Origin of the sequence: Halosolutus amylolyticus (assembly GCF_023566055.1) — an archaeon.
In the GTDB taxonomy this organism is placed as follows: Archaea; Halobacteriota; Halobacteria; order Halobacteriales; family Natrialbaceae; genus Halosolutus; species Halosolutus amylolyticus.
This window is the reverse complement of record NZ_JALIQP010000001.1, coordinates 758,247-772,427: the sequence shown is the minus strand read 5'-3', so window position 1 is coordinate 772,427 and position 14,181 is coordinate 758,247. Positions and strand designations below refer to the sequence as shown.

14 protein-coding genes are annotated in these 14,181 nt (G+C 67.5%); 9 read left to right on the top strand and 5 right to left on the bottom strand.

The window, feature by feature from the left end:
- Window positions 1-114 precede the first annotated feature (114 nt).
- The gene (locus MUN73_RS03655; RefSeq protein ID WP_250139093.1) at window positions 115-354 is read left to right on the top strand and encodes a hypothetical protein; all 240 of its coding nucleotides are present in this window, start codon (window positions 115-117) and stop codon (window positions 352-354) included.
- 222 nt (window positions 355-576) lie between these two features.
- Here MUN73_RS03655 and MUN73_RS03650 read toward each other — a convergent pair whose 3' ends face one another.
- On the bottom strand, window positions 577-864 hold the full coding sequence (locus MUN73_RS03650) for a DUF5789 family protein (RefSeq protein WP_250139092.1): 288 nt from the start codon (window positions 862-864) through the stop codon (window positions 577-579).
- Between the two features lie 230 nt (window positions 865-1,094).
- Between MUN73_RS03650 and MUN73_RS03645 the strand changes: the two genes are divergently transcribed.
- Window positions 1,095-1,907, top strand: a complete 813-nt coding sequence (locus MUN73_RS03645) for a PHP domain-containing protein (protein WP_250139091.1) — start codon at window positions 1,095-1,097, stop codon at window positions 1,905-1,907.
- Between the two features lie 56 nt (window positions 1,908-1,963).
- Window positions 1,964-2,128, top strand: coding sequence for a DUF6757 family protein (locus tag MUN73_RS03640; RefSeq protein ID WP_173834868.1), 165 nt, complete (start codon window positions 1,964-1,966; stop codon window positions 2,126-2,128).
- A 36-nt stretch (window positions 2,129-2,164) separates the two neighbouring features.
- Here MUN73_RS03640 and MUN73_RS03635 read toward each other — a convergent pair whose 3' ends face one another.
- The 4 genes from MUN73_RS03635 to MUN73_RS03620 form a co-directional block, all read right to left on the bottom strand.
- Window positions 2,165-2,488 (bottom strand): 4Fe-4S dicluster domain-containing protein, encoded by a 324-nt coding sequence (locus MUN73_RS03635; protein WP_250139090.1) that lies wholly within the window; start codon window positions 2,486-2,488, stop codon window positions 2,165-2,167.
- Between the two features lie 248 nt (window positions 2,489-2,736).
- Entirely contained in the window at window positions 2,737-3,555 is an 819-nt protein-coding gene (locus MUN73_RS03630) for a TrmB family transcriptional regulator (RefSeq protein WP_250139089.1), read from the bottom strand.
- Window positions 3,556-3,644: 89 nt separating this feature from the next.
- Window positions 3,645-3,797: a hypothetical protein gene (locus tag MUN73_RS03625; protein WP_250139088.1), complete on the bottom strand. Its 153-nt coding sequence runs from the start codon at window positions 3,795-3,797 to the stop codon at window positions 3,645-3,647.
- Between the two features lie 117 nt (window positions 3,798-3,914).
- A complete protein-coding gene (locus MUN73_RS03620; RefSeq protein WP_250139087.1) occupies window positions 3,915-5,090 on the bottom strand; it encodes an MFS transporter in 1,176 nt (391 codons plus the stop codon).
- A gap of 154 nt (window positions 5,091-5,244) precedes the next feature.
- On the opposite strand from MUN73_RS03620, the gene MUN73_RS03615 reads away from it, so the two are divergent.
- From MUN73_RS03615 to MUN73_RS03590, 6 genes are all read left to right on the top strand, one after another.
- On the top strand, window positions 5,245-6,252 hold the full coding sequence (locus MUN73_RS03615; RefSeq protein ID WP_250139086.1) for an asparaginase: 1,008 nt from the start codon (window positions 5,245-5,247) through the stop codon (window positions 6,250-6,252).
- Between the two features lie 169 nt (window positions 6,253-6,421).
- Window positions 6,422-8,032 carry a succinic semialdehyde dehydrogenase gene (locus MUN73_RS03610; RefSeq protein ID WP_250139085.1) on the top strand — a complete coding sequence of 537 codons (1,611 nt, stop codon included), beginning with the start codon at window positions 6,422-6,424 and terminating at the stop codon, window positions 8,030-8,032.
- On the top strand, window positions 8,029-9,120 hold the full coding sequence (locus MUN73_RS03605; protein WP_250139084.1) for an SDR family oxidoreductase: 1,092 nt from the start codon (window positions 8,029-8,031) through the stop codon (window positions 9,118-9,120). Before MUN73_RS03610 ends, MUN73_RS03605 begins: the two co-directional genes overlap by 4 nt.
- A 242-nt stretch (window positions 9,121-9,362) precedes the next feature.
- On the top strand, window positions 9,363-10,880 hold the full coding sequence (locus MUN73_RS03600) for a glycoside hydrolase family 55 protein (protein ID WP_250139083.1): 1,518 nt from the start codon (window positions 9,363-9,365) through the stop codon (window positions 10,878-10,880).
- A 164-nt stretch (window positions 10,881-11,044) separates the two neighbouring features.
- The gene (hemB, locus tag MUN73_RS03595; RefSeq protein WP_250139082.1) at window positions 11,045-12,055 is read left to right on the top strand and encodes a porphobilinogen synthase; all 1,011 of its coding nucleotides are present in this window, start codon (window positions 11,045-11,047) and stop codon (window positions 12,053-12,055) included.
- 426 nt (window positions 12,056-12,481) lie between these two features.
- Window positions 12,482-14,134: an ammonium transporter gene (locus tag MUN73_RS03590; protein WP_250139081.1), complete on the top strand. Its 1,653-nt coding sequence runs from the start codon at window positions 12,482-12,484 to the stop codon at window positions 14,132-14,134.
- Window positions 14,135-14,181 lie beyond the last annotated feature (47 nt).

Genomic DNA, 14,181 nt, shown 5'->3' with positions numbered 1-14,181 from the left:
CGTCTCGAACAGGCGAGACCGCCCCACTGTCCGAGAGACGGCCCGTAGACAGTGACTCGGCCGGATATTTAATAAGGAAAAGTCGTTATACCCTCCGTCACGGGCGCGAAAATTATGGGCCACGGCAGACCTACCGCAGCAGTGGTTCTGGGAGGGATAGCCGCGTATATCGGCTATGCGCTTGCCCCCGAGTGGACCCGCCTCGATTGGGCAGAACTGTTCGTCGCTACCTCGACGTTTGGCCTGTTGATCATCGTTGGCCTGTGTCTCGGTATCTATGGGCTGTTCACTGGAATCGAGTCGGCAGTCGCTGCCGGGAACGAACGATCCGTCGATGACGGATCTGCAGAGTAACATGCTAGATTCTCGTCAAGCATTCGGCACGCGCCTCGAGAATGACCGAGGCGTGAGCCACCCGTGCTGATCGCCACGAGAGGCAGACCGGTCGCTTCGCGATCGGTTTCCCCGAGTGCGAACTTCGTTCGCACTCGGCCTTTTTTCATCGAAGTTTTTTGGCGGGGATTGAGCGACCAGCCGGAGGCTGGTCGCGATGTTCCCGTTAAAAAAGTTCGTTCCCTAGAACGAGACGGCGTCCGGCGCGTACGGACTGCCGACCGGCGTCGGATCGCGATCGCTGTAGCCGACGCGACCGACCGCCTTGTCGCTCACTGCAGAGTAGACGGCGAAGCGGGCGTCCTCCGGAGTTTCGAAGGTTTCGGACTCGAGCCGGGCGAGTACCTCGGCGACCGTCTCGGTGCCGTTCGGGAGTTCGAGGGTGCGGTCGCCGTGTTCTGCGATCAGTTCCTCGGTTGTCGCGGGGTACTCGTAGTCGTCGATGACTTCGCCGGTGCCATTGAGCAGCATTACACGCAAACCTGCGTGAACGATAATTATAAACATTGTCCATATACGTTCTCTAGCGTCATCCCATACCTTATACTGCTAGAGGGACCTTCGAGGGACGATCGATCGCGGCCGTGCGATCGGCCTCGGTATCGCCGTCGAACCGCGTCACACCATCCGCGAACCCGGCTTCGGACCGACCGGTGACCGCATGAGAAACGCCTTTCCGGTCGGCGTGACTCGAGTGCGGTATGCCGTACGCCGATCTGCACGTCCACACGACGCGGTCCGACGGCCAGCTCGAACTCGAGGCGGTCCCGGCCGCAGCCCGCGACGCCGGCGTGGACGTCGTCGCCCTCACCGACCACGATCGACTCCAGCCGTTCGACGACCCCGTCATCGAACGCGAGGGGGTGACGATCGTCCACGGGATCGAACTCCGGGTCGAACTGACGGACGAGACGTCGGAAATCGACCCCGGCGGAGACGGCGCGCAGCGCGTCGACCTGCTGGGATATGGCGTCGAACCGACCGCCGACCTCGCGGCGCTGGTCGAGGGGATCCAGGAGAACCGCCGGGAGCGGGGCCAGGCGATCGTCGACTGCGTCGAGGACCGCCTCGGCGTCGACCTCGACGTGACCGTCGACGAGGGGTTCGGCCGGCCCCACGTCGCCCGCGCGATCGCGGCTCATCCCGACGTCGAGTACGACTACCGGGACGCCTTCGACGGCCTCATCGGGGACGGGGACCCGTGCTTCGTGGCGCGGGAGATCCCGTCGTTCGATCGCGGCCGGCGCGTGCTCGCCGACGCCTGTGCGATCGTGTCGCTGGCCCATCCACTCCGGTACGGCGACCCGGAACGGGCCCTCGCCAGGGCGGGCGACCTCGACGCCGTCGAGTTGCCGTATCCCTACGATCGGGACGTCGGTCTGGAGCCGGTCGAGCGGACGATCCAACGGGAGGGTTTGCTCGTGACCGGCGGAAGCGACGCTCACGGCGACGAACTCGGACTCGCAGGCCTTACCGCCGACGAGTACCATCGGCTCGGCCTGGAAGAGCGTTGACAGAACTATCGGCCGATAGCGGAGGGTTCAATGCATCGTGGTCCCAAGGGACGTCTATGAACTGCCACTACTGCGACCGCGAGGCCGCCTTCGCCGCCGAATCCGAAGGGCTCAAAGTCGGCCTCTGCGAGGAACACTTCCGCGAGCGGTTGCAGGAACTCGCCGAAGCCGACGGGCTCGAGACACTCAAGGAGCAAGTCGACGTCGACCGAGCCGAGTAACGAGGATTTTCGCGCCGGTTCGATCGTCCCGAGCCGTCAGGCCGTCCGGCCGGCGTCGACGTCGATCGCGTCGACCGGGCAGACGTCCACGCAGAGCATGCAGTCGATGCACTGGGCCTCGTTGGCCGGGTCGGCCTTCCGCTCGCTCTCGGGGTGGCCCGGCGTGTCGACCCACTCGAAGACGTCGACCGGGCAGTCCTCGAGACAGGCCCCGTCCGCGATACAGAGATCGAAGTCGACCGCGACGTGCGTGCCGTGGATTCCGAGTTCCTCGGGTTCGTCGACGGGTCCCCAGACCTCGTGGCCGTTGTGTTCGTCGACGTTTTCGCGGTTTTCCGTAAATTGTGGATCTATGGCCATTGCTAGCAGGGTCAAACGGTGGATGGATACTTAAAAGTATGCACTGTCTCCCCTGTGGCGTCGGCGATCGATCGAGTTAGGACGGCCTAAAACCGGCACGAGCGACCGGGATCGGGCGGCCGGGTGACACGTCGGTGATCCAGAACGACCAAGCATTTATATATTCCCTCCGGCGCCGTGACCGACGGATCGCCCGTGGGGTGCGTACACGCGAATTGGCCACTCGATCGATCGCGCCCGGATTTCGATCAGCGGTCCGGGGGTTCCGACCGATTCGACTCCCGATCGGCCGATCGGTTCGCGAGTCGGCTGTCCAGCAGTTCGCGCATCCACACGGCGAACCCGTGATCGCGGCCGTAGGTCCAGACCGCCGTCTCCTGGACGACGTCCGGCAGGCCGCGCTCCTTGATCCCGGTCGCGACGACCGATTCCCCGTCGATCAGCAGGATCTTCGCCGGAAATTCGCCGTACACCGGGTCCGTCGCGTCGAGGTCGGGCGCGACGACGACTGACGCATCCGGAACTTCGTCTTCGAATTCCGCCCGATATTCGTCCGTGGGCACTTCGACGAACACGCTCACGTCCCGCTCGACGGCGTCGCGGAGGTACTCGCGGACGCGATCGCCGATCACCTCCTCGCTGGCGACGAGGAGATGAATCGAGTCGGCGGCGTCCTCGAGGAAGGTGACGACGCGATCAGTGACGTACTCGCTTCGCGAGATCGACCACATCCCCTCGTTCTCCACGGAGCCGGGGTCTTCGACCTGCTGGAGGGCGTTTTCTGCGGCGTCGATCCGGGAGTTGTAATCGTCGCGGAGCCGATCGCACGCCGTCTCCACCGGAACGGCGCGGTACTGGCGAGGATCGGATTGCTGGATGCTGACCAGTCCCTTCCGCTCGAGCCGTTCGATCGTGTCGTAGACCCGCGATCGGGGAACGTCGGCGACCTCGCTGATCTCTCTGGCCGTCTCCGTCGAGATGCGAGTCAGCGCGACGAAACAGCGCGCCTCGTACTCCGTGAGGCCGAGATCGGACAGCGTTCGGACCGCTTCCTCGGTGCTCGACACACCGAACCGACGCCACGAAACGGCTAAAGGCCGGGGCTTTCAGGCGACGTGGGGGATCGGCTCTCGAACGCACTGACGCGGTTCGCGGATCACGCGAGTACGCGAAACTTCGTCCCGCCGCAGGGACAGCCGTCGGTGCATCCGATCGGGTGAACGACGTCGCCCGTCGAGAGCCAGACTGCCATCGCCCGGCCGCAGTCCGTACACCGTGCCGCTCCTCTCGTCCGTTGCGTCGTGGCCATCGACGCGGGGTACTCCACTGACATATATAACGCGCTCGTGACTACGGGAGGAACACCCGGCCCGTTGTTCCAGTCGAAACACCGGGGTCGACGGCCGCCCGTGACGATCGGTCGATCTCAGTAGCCGAGCGACAGCGCCCAGTTGACGGCGAGCGCGCAGAACACGAGCGCGAGCAGGGCCGCGAGGACGGCGAAGGCGACGCCCCAGCCGAAGAGGTCGGCCAGCGTGCCGGTCACGACCGATCCCAGCGCGCCGACGAAGCCGTACACGCTCCTGACGAGGCCGAAGCCGGCCCCCCGTTCGGCGTCCGAGAGGACGTCCATGAACCGCGGCAGCAGGGCCGCCCCCCAGCCGAGGCCGGTGCCGATCAGCAGGACCGCCGCGCCGAGCGCGATCGGCCCCGGGACGGCGACGAGCAGGACGAACCCGGCGGCGGCGAGGATCATACAGCCAGCCGTGGTGACGTCGCGCCCGTACCGATCGGAGGCCGCTCCGACGCCGACCTGCGTGATCGCCTGCACGACGAAGTAGGCCGCGAAGACCACGCTGGCGAGTTCGGGCGACTGGCCGCGGTCGGCGACCAGGAAGGTCGGCAGGAACGAGGACGTCGCCTGCCAGACGAACGCGCCCAGGGTCGCGAGCACGACGGGGAAGGCGATCTCCGGCCGCGAGAGCAACGCGACGACGGGTCCGAGTTCGAACCGATCGCGCATGGGCTGGTCGGGCCGGCGTGGCTCCGTCGGGCGGATCCGCCACGCGAACAGCACGGCGACCGGAACGGCGATCGCCGCACCGATTGCGACCGCCGGCTGCCAGCCGTACCGGACGCCGATCCAGGCCGCGATCGGCGGGGCGATCAGGCCGGCCGCGGGGCCGCCGCTGTTGTGGACGCCGATCGCGGTCCCGAGGTCGTCGTAAGTCCGGGTCAGTAGCGTCGTCGCGACGCTGTAGTGGAGGCCGGCGACGCCGCCGAGGAGGATCGTGCCGACCACGAAGAGTGCAAAGAGCGGCGCGACCGCGAGAAAGAGGCTCGCAACCGCGGTTCCCCCGACGGCGACGAGGATCACGGGGCGCTCCCCGAAGCGGTCCGCGAGGACGCCGCTCGGGAACTGGCTGGCGAAGTAGGCCATCCACATCCCCGTCAACGCCGCGCCGATCGCCGCTTCCGAGACCCCGAACTCGTCGGTGATCAGCGGGACGACCGGGCTGATCGCCAGTCGGCCGGCCATGGTCGCGAAAAAGGCGAGCGTAGACAGCGCCAGGACGGTCTGTCGGTATCGCCAGCGGATCATTCGCGTTCGAGTGCCCTCCTCTCCTCGTCACCTGCCAGTCGGTACACGCGTTCGTCTCCACGTCACCGACGCCGGCCAATGAGGGTATTGATTCGCCGGTCTGCCGTCGGTCGATCGCGGAGAGACTTACTGCCTCGGGACGAGAGGAACGGGCATGCCACACGTTCGAGTCGTCAGCACGGGCGGAACGATCGCGAGCACCTCTGGCGGGGGCGAACGCGGGAAGACCCCCTCGGAGTCGGGCGACGACCTCGTCGAGGCCGTCCCGGAACTGGCCGACTACGCCGCGATCGACGTCGACGACGTCTGCCAGGTCTCGGGCTTCCAGATGGACTTCGAGACCGCCGGACGGATCGTCGACGCGGTCGAGCGCGCCGCAGAGGAAGGCGCGGACGGCGTCGTCGTCACCCACGGCACCGACACGATGGCCGAGTCGGCCTACTACTGCGCGCTGGTCGCCGAGGGCGTGCCGGTCGTCTTCACGGGCGCACAGCGGCCCTTCGACCAGTTGGGAACCGACGGCCCGACGAACCTCCTCGCGGCGGTCCGCGCCGCCGGCCACGATCGGTTTCGAGCGGCCGGCGGGAGCTACCTCGCGTTCAACGACGCCGTCCACGCCGCCCGCCGGGTGGTGAAATCGCACACGAGCAAACTCGAGACCTTCCAGTCGCCCGACGCGGGGCCGGTCGCGGAACTCACTCCGAACGGGTTCCGGTTCCTCCGCGAACCGGGACGCGACGTCGATCCGATCCCGGGCGCGCGAATCGACCCCGGCGTCCGGGTCGAACTCGTCACGAACGCGATGGGCGTCGACGGCCGACAGGTCGAGCGCGCGCTCGAGGAGGGCGTCGACGCAATCGTCGTCGCCGGAACCGGCCTCGGGAACGCGACCGGCGACCTCGGCGCGGCGCTCGAAGACGCGATCGACGCCGGCGTGCCGGTCGTGCTCACTTCGCGCTGTCACGCCGGAGCGGCGGCCGGCCTGTACGGCGGCCCCGGCGGCGCGAAGACCCTGCTCGAGGATGGCGCGATCGCGGGCGGCGACCTCCCGCCGTGGAAGGCCCGGATCAGGGCCGCACTGGCGGTCTCGACGGCCGACGACGAGACGACGGTCGCCGATCGGGTCCGGGCGGCCTTCGAGGGCGTCGACTCGATCGCCTGAGACGTTACCTGCCGGTCAACTCCGTTCACGACCGATCCTACCCGGCCGTCGGCACGTGAAACGCGACCGAGCGCATCGTGACCGGTTCCCCGGCGTGATTTCGGGAATTCTGACCGTAACACGAAGACGTTTCAGCGAACGCACACTCGTGACGGATAGAACCGACGCTATGGCACTCACTGAGTCACCACCGGAGATCCTCTCCGAAACGAACCTCGCCCCGGATCGACTCGCCGCCCTCTCGGAGCGAGTCGCGGGGGACGGGACCGGTACGATCGCCGTCCGTGCACCCGCGACGGATACCGAGATCGGAACCATCCCCGCAGGTACGGAGCGGGACGTCGACGTCGACGTCGAACGCGCCCGCGAGGCCCAGACGGGGTGGGCCGATCGGCCCGTCGAGGAACGCGCCGCGATCCTCGATCGGTTCGGCGACCTCGTCCTCGAGCGCCGCGCGGAACTGCTCGACCTCCTGCAACTCGAGACGGGCAAATCCCGCAACCACGCCGTCGAGGAGATCCTCGACGTCCCGCTGACCTGTTCGTACTACGCCGATCGGGGGCCCGCCGCGGTCGAAGACGAGCGGCGACGCGGCGCGTTCCCGCCGGCGACGACCGCGCGGGTGACGTACGACCCGGTCGGCGTCGTGGGCGTCATCTCGCCGTGGAACTACCCGGTCACGCTCTCGTTGACCGACGCCATCCCCGCGCTGATCGCCGGCAACGCCGTCGTCCTCAAACCCGACGAGAAGACCCCGTTCGTCGCGCTCGCGCTGGCCGAGTTGCTCGAGCAGGCCGGCCTGCCACCGGGCGTCTTCGAGGTCGTCACGGGTCAGGGACCGATCGTCGGCCCGGCGCTGATCGATCGGGTCGACTACGTCGCGTTCACCGGGAGCACCGAGACGGGCCGGATCGTCGCAGAGCAGGCCGGGCGGAACCTGATCGACTGCTCGCTCGAACTCGGCGGCAAGAACCCGCTGGTGGTCCTCGACGACGCCGACGTCGAGACCGCCGCTCGCGGCGCGGTCCAGGCCTGCTTCACGAACGCCGGACAGCTCTGTCTCGCGGCCGAGCGGATCTACGTCGCGGAGTCCCTGTACGACGACTTCTGCGACGCGTTCGTCGGCGCGACGCGTCGGCTCTCGCTGGGCACCGACTTCGACTTCGACTTCGAGGCCGACGTCGGCTCGTTGATCGACGGCGATCAGCTCGATCGGGTCGAATCCCACGTCGAGAACGCGATCGAATCGGGCGCATCGGTGCTCACCGGCGGTCGTCACCGGCCCGACGTCGGGCCGTTCTGCTACGAACCGACGATCCTGACCGACGTCGAGCCGGATTCGACTGTCGCCTGCGAGGAGACGTTCGGCCCCGTCGTCTCGGTCGAACCGGTTCCCGACGCCGCGACCGCGATCGAGCGGGCCAACGACTCCGACTACGGCCTGAACGCGAGCGTCTGGAGCGGCGATCGCGACCGGGGCCGCGCCGTCGCCCGCGAGATCGACTGCGGCACCGTCTGCGTCAACGACGCCTACGTCTCCGGCTGGGCCGCCGTCGACGCCCCGATGGGCGGCGTCGGCGACTCCGGCCTCGGTCGACGCCACGGCCGCGAGGGGATCGAGCGCTACCTCGAACCGCGGACGATCGCCACCTCCCGGATCGGGCCGCTCGACGCGCCGCCGGGCATCCCGGACTCGTGGTACGCCCGCGGGATGATCGCACTGACGCGCCTGCAGCGGCGACTTCCGATCGTCTCGGGGCTCCGGCGGTGGGTCCGATGAGCGACGGGACGCGCGATCCGCGGGTGTTGCTCACCGGCTTCCCCGGCTTCCTCGGCTCGGCGCTGATCGAACGCCTGCTCGCCCGGGGCGACGGCCCGATCGCCTGCCTCGTTCAGCCCCAGTACCGGGAGCTGGCCGAGCGACAGGCGGCCGCGATCGCCGGTCCCGACGGCGACGGTATTCGGCTCTACGAGGGGGACATCACCGACCCCGATCTCGGACTCGGCGACGGCGATCTCGCGGACCTCCACGCCGTCGACGAACTCTACCACCTCGCCGCGATCTACGACCTCGCGGTCGATCCCGAACCCGCGGAGGCGGTGAACGTCCGGGGGACCGAACACGTCCTCGACGCCGCCGCGGATCTCGACGTCGATCGGTTCCAGTACGTCAGCACGTGCTACGTCAGCGGCCGCTACGACGGCGTCTTCACCGAGGATCACCTGCAGGAGGGCCAGTCGTTCAACAACCACTACGAGCGGACGAAGTACGAGGCCGAAGTCCTCGTCCAGGAACGGATGGAGGCGGGGCTCCCCGCGACGATCTACCGCCCTGCAATCGTCGTCGGCGACAGCGAAACCGGCGAGACGGGCAAGTACGACGGCCCGTACTACCTGCTCCGGCTGATCCTCTCCCAGCCGGCGGCGTTCTCGGTCACGACCGGCTTGCCGGGCGCAGCCGACGCCGAACTCAACGTCGTCCCTCGGGACTTCGTGATCGACGCGATCGCCCACCTGAGCGGCCGCGAGGACACCGTCAGTGAGGTCTACCAGCTTTGTGATCCCGCACCGCTGTCGGTGCCGGACTTCGTCGACGCGATCGCCGACGCCGCGGGCCACCGCGTCCTGTCGGTGCCGGGGACGAAATCGATCACGAAGCGACTCATGCGGGCCGCCGCGGTGCGCGGCCTACCGGCCGAACCGGCGACGATCGACTACCTCGATCACCCGACGCGGTACGCGTGTCCGAACACGCGCCGGGCGCTCGCGGGGACCGGGATCGACTGTCCACCGTTCGAATCCTACGTCGACGAACTGGTCGCGTTCGTCCGCGAGAACCCGGATATCGGCGACGAGGCGATGGCCTGACCGTACGATCGTGACCGCCGAGCCGGAAGATATTTGACAGTTCGAGGGCGTATCTCCCGGAAATTGTATCGTCAGATCGACGGCTCAGAACTGCGACGGCGGGACGTGCTTCTCGCAGCGTCGGGTAGTTGCGCGACGCTCGCGGGGTGTTCGGGCAGCGCGGACGATCGATCGGGAACGGAAACCGCGTCCGGACGCGGGTACGGGACGGCGTACGGACGCACGTACGGAAGCGAGTGACCATGGTCGATCGAACGCCACGACTCGGCCTGGGGACGTACGATCCAGGCGACGAGTGGGATCACACCGACACGGTCGAGGCGGTCGACGAGCACGCGATCGTTCGCGGCCCGATCGCCGAGCGACCGGCGACGGGCGAGTACGACGACGAACTGTACCACGCGACCGACCAGGGGATCACCTGGCGCTGGGACGCCGCGAACGACGACTGGGTCTACTTCAGCGGTCGGGGGAGTTCCGATCGGCCGGTGCCGGGAACGAGTCACTTCGAGGCGACGCGCGTCGAGGCGGCGCGCATCGCCCACGTACGGACCGAGGAGACGCCCGTGTGGAACGTCGAGGCCCACGGAATCGAGGGGGACGGGTCGACCGAGGTCGGCCAGGCCGTCCACGAACTCCTCGAGACGGTCGCCAAGGCCGGCGGCGGGATCGTCTACTTCCCGCCGGGACGATACCTCCTCGAACGGACGCCGCTGGTGGGCGACGATACGCTCCTCGTGGGCGCGGGTCGATCGACCGTCTTCGAGGGGCCCCGCTCCGACGGCGACGAAGGGCGGGCGCTCCTCACCAACAGAGGGTACGACGCGAGCGGATACGACGGCGCGTCCAACTGGGGCGTCTGCAACGTCCGCATCGATTCGCCGGACTCGAACGGGATCCTTCCGGCCCACGCCGAAACCGTCCGGCTGGCGAACATCTACGGCGACGCGATCTACTATCACCACATCGACGTCGTCTCGTCGAAGAACGTCGTCGTGAACGGCTTCCGGGCGACCCGCGGCGGGGACGGCGACTCGGACGCGCCGATCCAGTTCGACAACCAGAGCGCGGGCACGGCCGCGAACGGCGTCCAGGACGGCGACGAGTATCGGCGTACGGGAGACGACGAAACGCCGGTGAAACACTGCCGGCTCGAGAACTTCGAAATCGATCCCGAGAACGGTCCCGAGTACGGCGTCCACGTCCACCGCGACGGCAACGAGTCGATCACGATCAGGGACGGCTACATCACCGGATGCCAGCACTCGGCCATCAGGGGCGACACTGGCGCGGCGATCGAGGACCTGACCATCGAGAGCGTCTCGTGTATCGACAACGCGAGAGGGATCTCGCTGGGCCAACTCGAGAGCGGCCGGCGGGAGTTGACGATCGACAACGTGACCATCAGGACCGACGACGACGGTCTGGCCGCCGGATCGGGGCTGTACGCGAGCGGGTTCGACGGCGCCGCGATTTCGAACCTCACCGTCGACGGCGCCTTCACGAACACGATCGTCTTCGACGACATGGACGACCTGAAACTGAGTACGATCACCGCGACGGGCGCGGACCATCAGTCGTTCCGGTTCCGGGAGAACGTCGACGCGACGCTCACGACCGCCCGCGCGGCCGACTGTGGCACCGTGGGCATCTACGTGGGCCCCGGCAGTCGCGTCGCCTACGGCGGCGTCACGTTCGACGACGTCGGGAGTCGGGTCGTCGTCGACGGCGAACTCCGGGAGTGGGGTACCTCGGGCTGAGACGGATTGCTGTACGATGTACCGGCGCAACCGCGATCCGGGCGGCGGTTGTGCCGGAAATGACTTACAGTAAACCGTATGAGCCGTCCGCCCGTCGTGCCGGCGTCGATGCGACTCCCGGTCGCGAGCGAGTCGTTTTTGCGCCCGCCGCCGAATGCTCGCGTATGGATCTCACACACCGTCCCCGGCGGCTTCGACGGGACCGGGTGCGCGGCCTCGTCAGCGAGACGCGCCTCGACCCGGCGGATCTGATCGCACCGGTGTTCGTCGATGCGACGACCGACGAGCGCGTCCCGATCGAGTCGATGCCGGGCCACGAGCGGGTGCCGATCGACGAATCGGTCGCCCGCGTCGAGGAAGTCCTCGAGACGGGCGTCGAGGCGGTGATGCTGTTCGGCATCCCCGAGTCCAAGGACCCCGAGGGAACGCGCGCGTGGGCCGACGACGGGGTCGTCCAGGAGGCGACGCGACGGATCACCCGCGAGACGGACGCCTACGTGATCGCGGACGCCTGTCTCTGCGAGTACACCGATCACGGCCACTGCGGCCCGCTCGAGGAGGAACTCCGCGGCGAGGACGTCGCGGACGGCGGCCCCGCCTGTGAGCCGACGCTGACGGTCGACAACGACGCCACCCTCGCAGCGCTCGAGAAGATCGCCGTCTCGCAGGCCGAGGCGGGGGCGGACATGATCGCGCCCAGCGGCATGATGGACGGGATGGTCGCCGCGATTCGCGACGCGCTCGACGATGCGGGGTACGAACACGTCCCGATCATGAGCTACGCGGCCAAGTACGAGAGCGCCTTCTACGGCCCGTTCCGCGACGCCGCGGACGGCGCGCCGGCGTTCGGGAACCGCCGGCACTACCAGATGGATCCCGCGAACGCCCGCGAAGCGAGGCGCGAGGTCCGACTCGACGCCGACCAGGGCGCGGACGTACTGATGGTCAAACCCGCCCTGCCATACCTCGACGTCGTCAGCGACGTTCGGCGGGAGTTCGACCACCCCGTCGCCGCCTACAACGTCTCCGGCGAGTACGCGATGCTCCACGCCGCCGCCGAGAAGGGGTGGCTCGACCTCGACGACGTCGCGCTCGAATCGCTGCTGTCGATCAAGCGGGCGGGCGCGGACCTGATTCTGACCTACTTCGCCGAGGACGTCGCCGTACGACTGTGACCTGAGCGGTATTCGGGCCGCACTCCAGCACACATTCGGACGAACGTCCAGCGGCCGATCGGCAGCGCGTCCCGGGTGGCAACATCTGCCGCGCGAGAGCCGAATTGGGATCTTTCGATCGGAATCGGAGTCGTTTCACGGCAGTAGCTCCCGAAACTGGAGTTACAAACGTGGAATATATCCACACTCCTCGAAAGATACGCAATATTCAACACCCTTATACACAGTATATCACCTTTAGATCTGTCCAGCTGACCCTATTACACCAAGATAATTAGCCATTTGTCAACGCTAATCCTTATATTAGACAAGTTCATCGAGATTAGACGTGAATCAGAACACATCCATGATGTCGAACAGTTCAGGCGTGGACGTTCGTCTACAAACATTCGATCGTGGAACGAAACCGCCGGGGGTGGTCAGTTGATGGAGTCGACGCTCTTGCAGTCGGACCCCGAGATGCTGATCGATGCGATCAACAACACGTGGATCCTGGTGGCCACGTTCCTGATCTTCTTCATGCACGCCGGCTTCGCCATGCTCGAGGCGGGGCAGGTGCGCTCGAAGAACGTGGCGAACCAGTTGACGAAGAACCTGCTGACCTGGAGCGTCGGCGTGACGGTCTTCTTCCTGATCGGCGTCGGGATCGAGAGCGTCGTCGCCGGCGGGAGCTTCGAACCCGCGTTCACCGGCGACGCGAGTAGCTGGATCGGCTGGCTGTACGGCGCCGTCTTCGCCATGACGGCGGCGACGATCGTCTCCGGGGCCGTCGCCGGCCGGGCGAAGCTCCGCGCGTACGTCACCTACACCTTCCTGCTGGCCGCGGTCATCTACCCCGTCGTCACCGGAATGACGTGGGCCGGCGGCCACATCGAGACGCTCACCGGCACGCCGTTCGCCGACTTCGCGGGCGGCATGATCGTCCACGGGATGGGCGGCATCGCCGGGCTCACCGCGGCGTGGGTGCTCGGCCCGCGCATGGACCGGTACAACGACGACGGCACCGCGAACGTCATTCCTGGCCACTCGCTGACCTTCGCCGTCCTCGGCACGCTGATCCTCGCGTTCGGCTGGTACGGCTTCAACGTCGGCACCTCCGCCATCGTTGGCGAGGGCGCGTTCCTCGGCGATCAGCTCGGCCGCGTCGCCATGACCACCACGATCTCGATGGCCTGCGGCGCGATGGGAGCCGGCTTCGTCGCCTGGCTCAAGACCGGTAAAGTCGACACGCTGTACGTCGCCAACGGCCTGCTGGCCGGCCTCGTCGGCATCACCGCGATCCCCGACACCGCCGCGTGGTGGGGCGCGTTCGTCGTCGGCGGCCTCGCCGGTGCGCAACTCCCGATCGTCTTCGAGTTCGTCGAACAGCGGCTGAAGATCGACGACGTCTGTGCGGTGTTCCCCGTCCACGGCTCGGCCGGGATCCTCGGGACGTTGCTGTTCCCGTTCGTCGCCGCGCCGGGCGTCGTCGATAGCGTCGCGAACGCGTTCGTCGCCCAGCTCACCGGCGTCCTCCTCATCACCGCGTGGACGGTCGGAGCGACCGCGCTCATCTGGTTCGCCTTCAAGGCCGCGGGCCAGGCTCGCGTCACGCCCGAACACGAACGCGACGGGCTGGACGTCTCCGAACACGGCGTCGACACCTACCCCGAGTTCGGCAAGCCAGAAGTGGCGACCGACGGCGGGGCAGCCGGGAGCGAGGTGCTCCGTCCCGACGGCGGGAATCCGAACGGCGGTGAGATCAAGATGGTGACCGCGATCGTCCGCCCCGATCGCCTCGGCGCGATCAAGACGGTGCTGGCCGAAGCCGGTGCTCCCTCGCTGACCGTCACGAACGTCTCCGGGCGCGGCTCCCAGCCCGCCAAGACGGGGCAGTGGCGCGGCGAGGAGTACACCGTCGACCTCCACCAGAAGGTCAAGATCGAGTGCGTCGTCGCGGACATCCCCGCCGACGAAGTCGTCGACGCGATCAGCGAGGGCGCACACACCGGCGAACCCGGTGACGGGAAGATTTTCGTCACCCCCGTCGAGAGCGCCTACCAGATCCGGACCGGCAAGACCGGAACGGACGCGGTCTGATCGACCACGACGACATCCCATAGCCGACCGACGACCGTTTTTTCGCG

What these genes read in the sequence shown, in the direction of transcription:
- MUN73_RS03655 (WP_250139093.1), top strand. Translation starts at nt 115, where the DNA reads ATGGGCCACGGCAGACCTACCGCAGCAGTGGTTCTGGGAGGGATAGCC.
- MUN73_RS03650 (WP_250139092.1), bottom strand. Translation starts at nt 864, where the DNA reads ATGCTGCTCAATGGCACCGGCGAAGTCATCGACGACTACGAGTACCCC.
- MUN73_RS03645 (WP_250139091.1), top strand. Translation starts at nt 1,095, where the DNA reads ATGCCGTACGCCGATCTGCACGTCCACACGACGCGGTCCGACGGCCAG.
- MUN73_RS03640 (WP_173834868.1), top strand. Translation starts at nt 1,964, where the DNA reads ATGAACTGCCACTACTGCGACCGCGAGGCCGCCTTCGCCGCCGAATCC.
- MUN73_RS03635 (WP_250139090.1), bottom strand. Translation starts at nt 2,488, where the DNA reads ATGGCCATAGATCCACAATTTACGGAAAACCGCGAAAACGTCGACGAA.
- MUN73_RS03625 (WP_250139088.1), bottom strand. Translation starts at nt 3,797, where the DNA reads ATGGCCACGACGCAACGGACGAGAGGAGCGGCACGGTGTACGGACTGC.
- MUN73_RS03620 (WP_250139087.1), bottom strand. Translation starts at nt 5,090, where the DNA reads ATGATCCGCTGGCGATACCGACAGACCGTCCTGGCGCTGTCTACGCTC.
- MUN73_RS03615 (WP_250139086.1), top strand. Translation starts at nt 5,245, where the DNA reads ATGCCACACGTTCGAGTCGTCAGCACGGGCGGAACGATCGCGAGCACC.
- MUN73_RS03610 (WP_250139085.1), top strand. Translation starts at nt 6,422, where the DNA reads ATGGCACTCACTGAGTCACCACCGGAGATCCTCTCCGAAACGAACCTC.
- MUN73_RS03605 (WP_250139084.1), top strand. Translation starts at nt 8,029, where the DNA reads ATGAGCGACGGGACGCGCGATCCGCGGGTGTTGCTCACCGGCTTCCCC.
- MUN73_RS03600 (WP_250139083.1), top strand. Translation starts at nt 9,363, where the DNA reads ATGGTCGATCGAACGCCACGACTCGGCCTGGGGACGTACGATCCAGGC.
- hemB (WP_250139082.1), top strand. Translation starts at nt 11,045, where the DNA reads ATGGATCTCACACACCGTCCCCGGCGGCTTCGACGGGACCGGGTGCGC.
- MUN73_RS03590 (WP_250139081.1), top strand. Translation starts at nt 12,482, where the DNA reads ATGGAGTCGACGCTCTTGCAGTCGGACCCCGAGATGCTGATCGATGCG.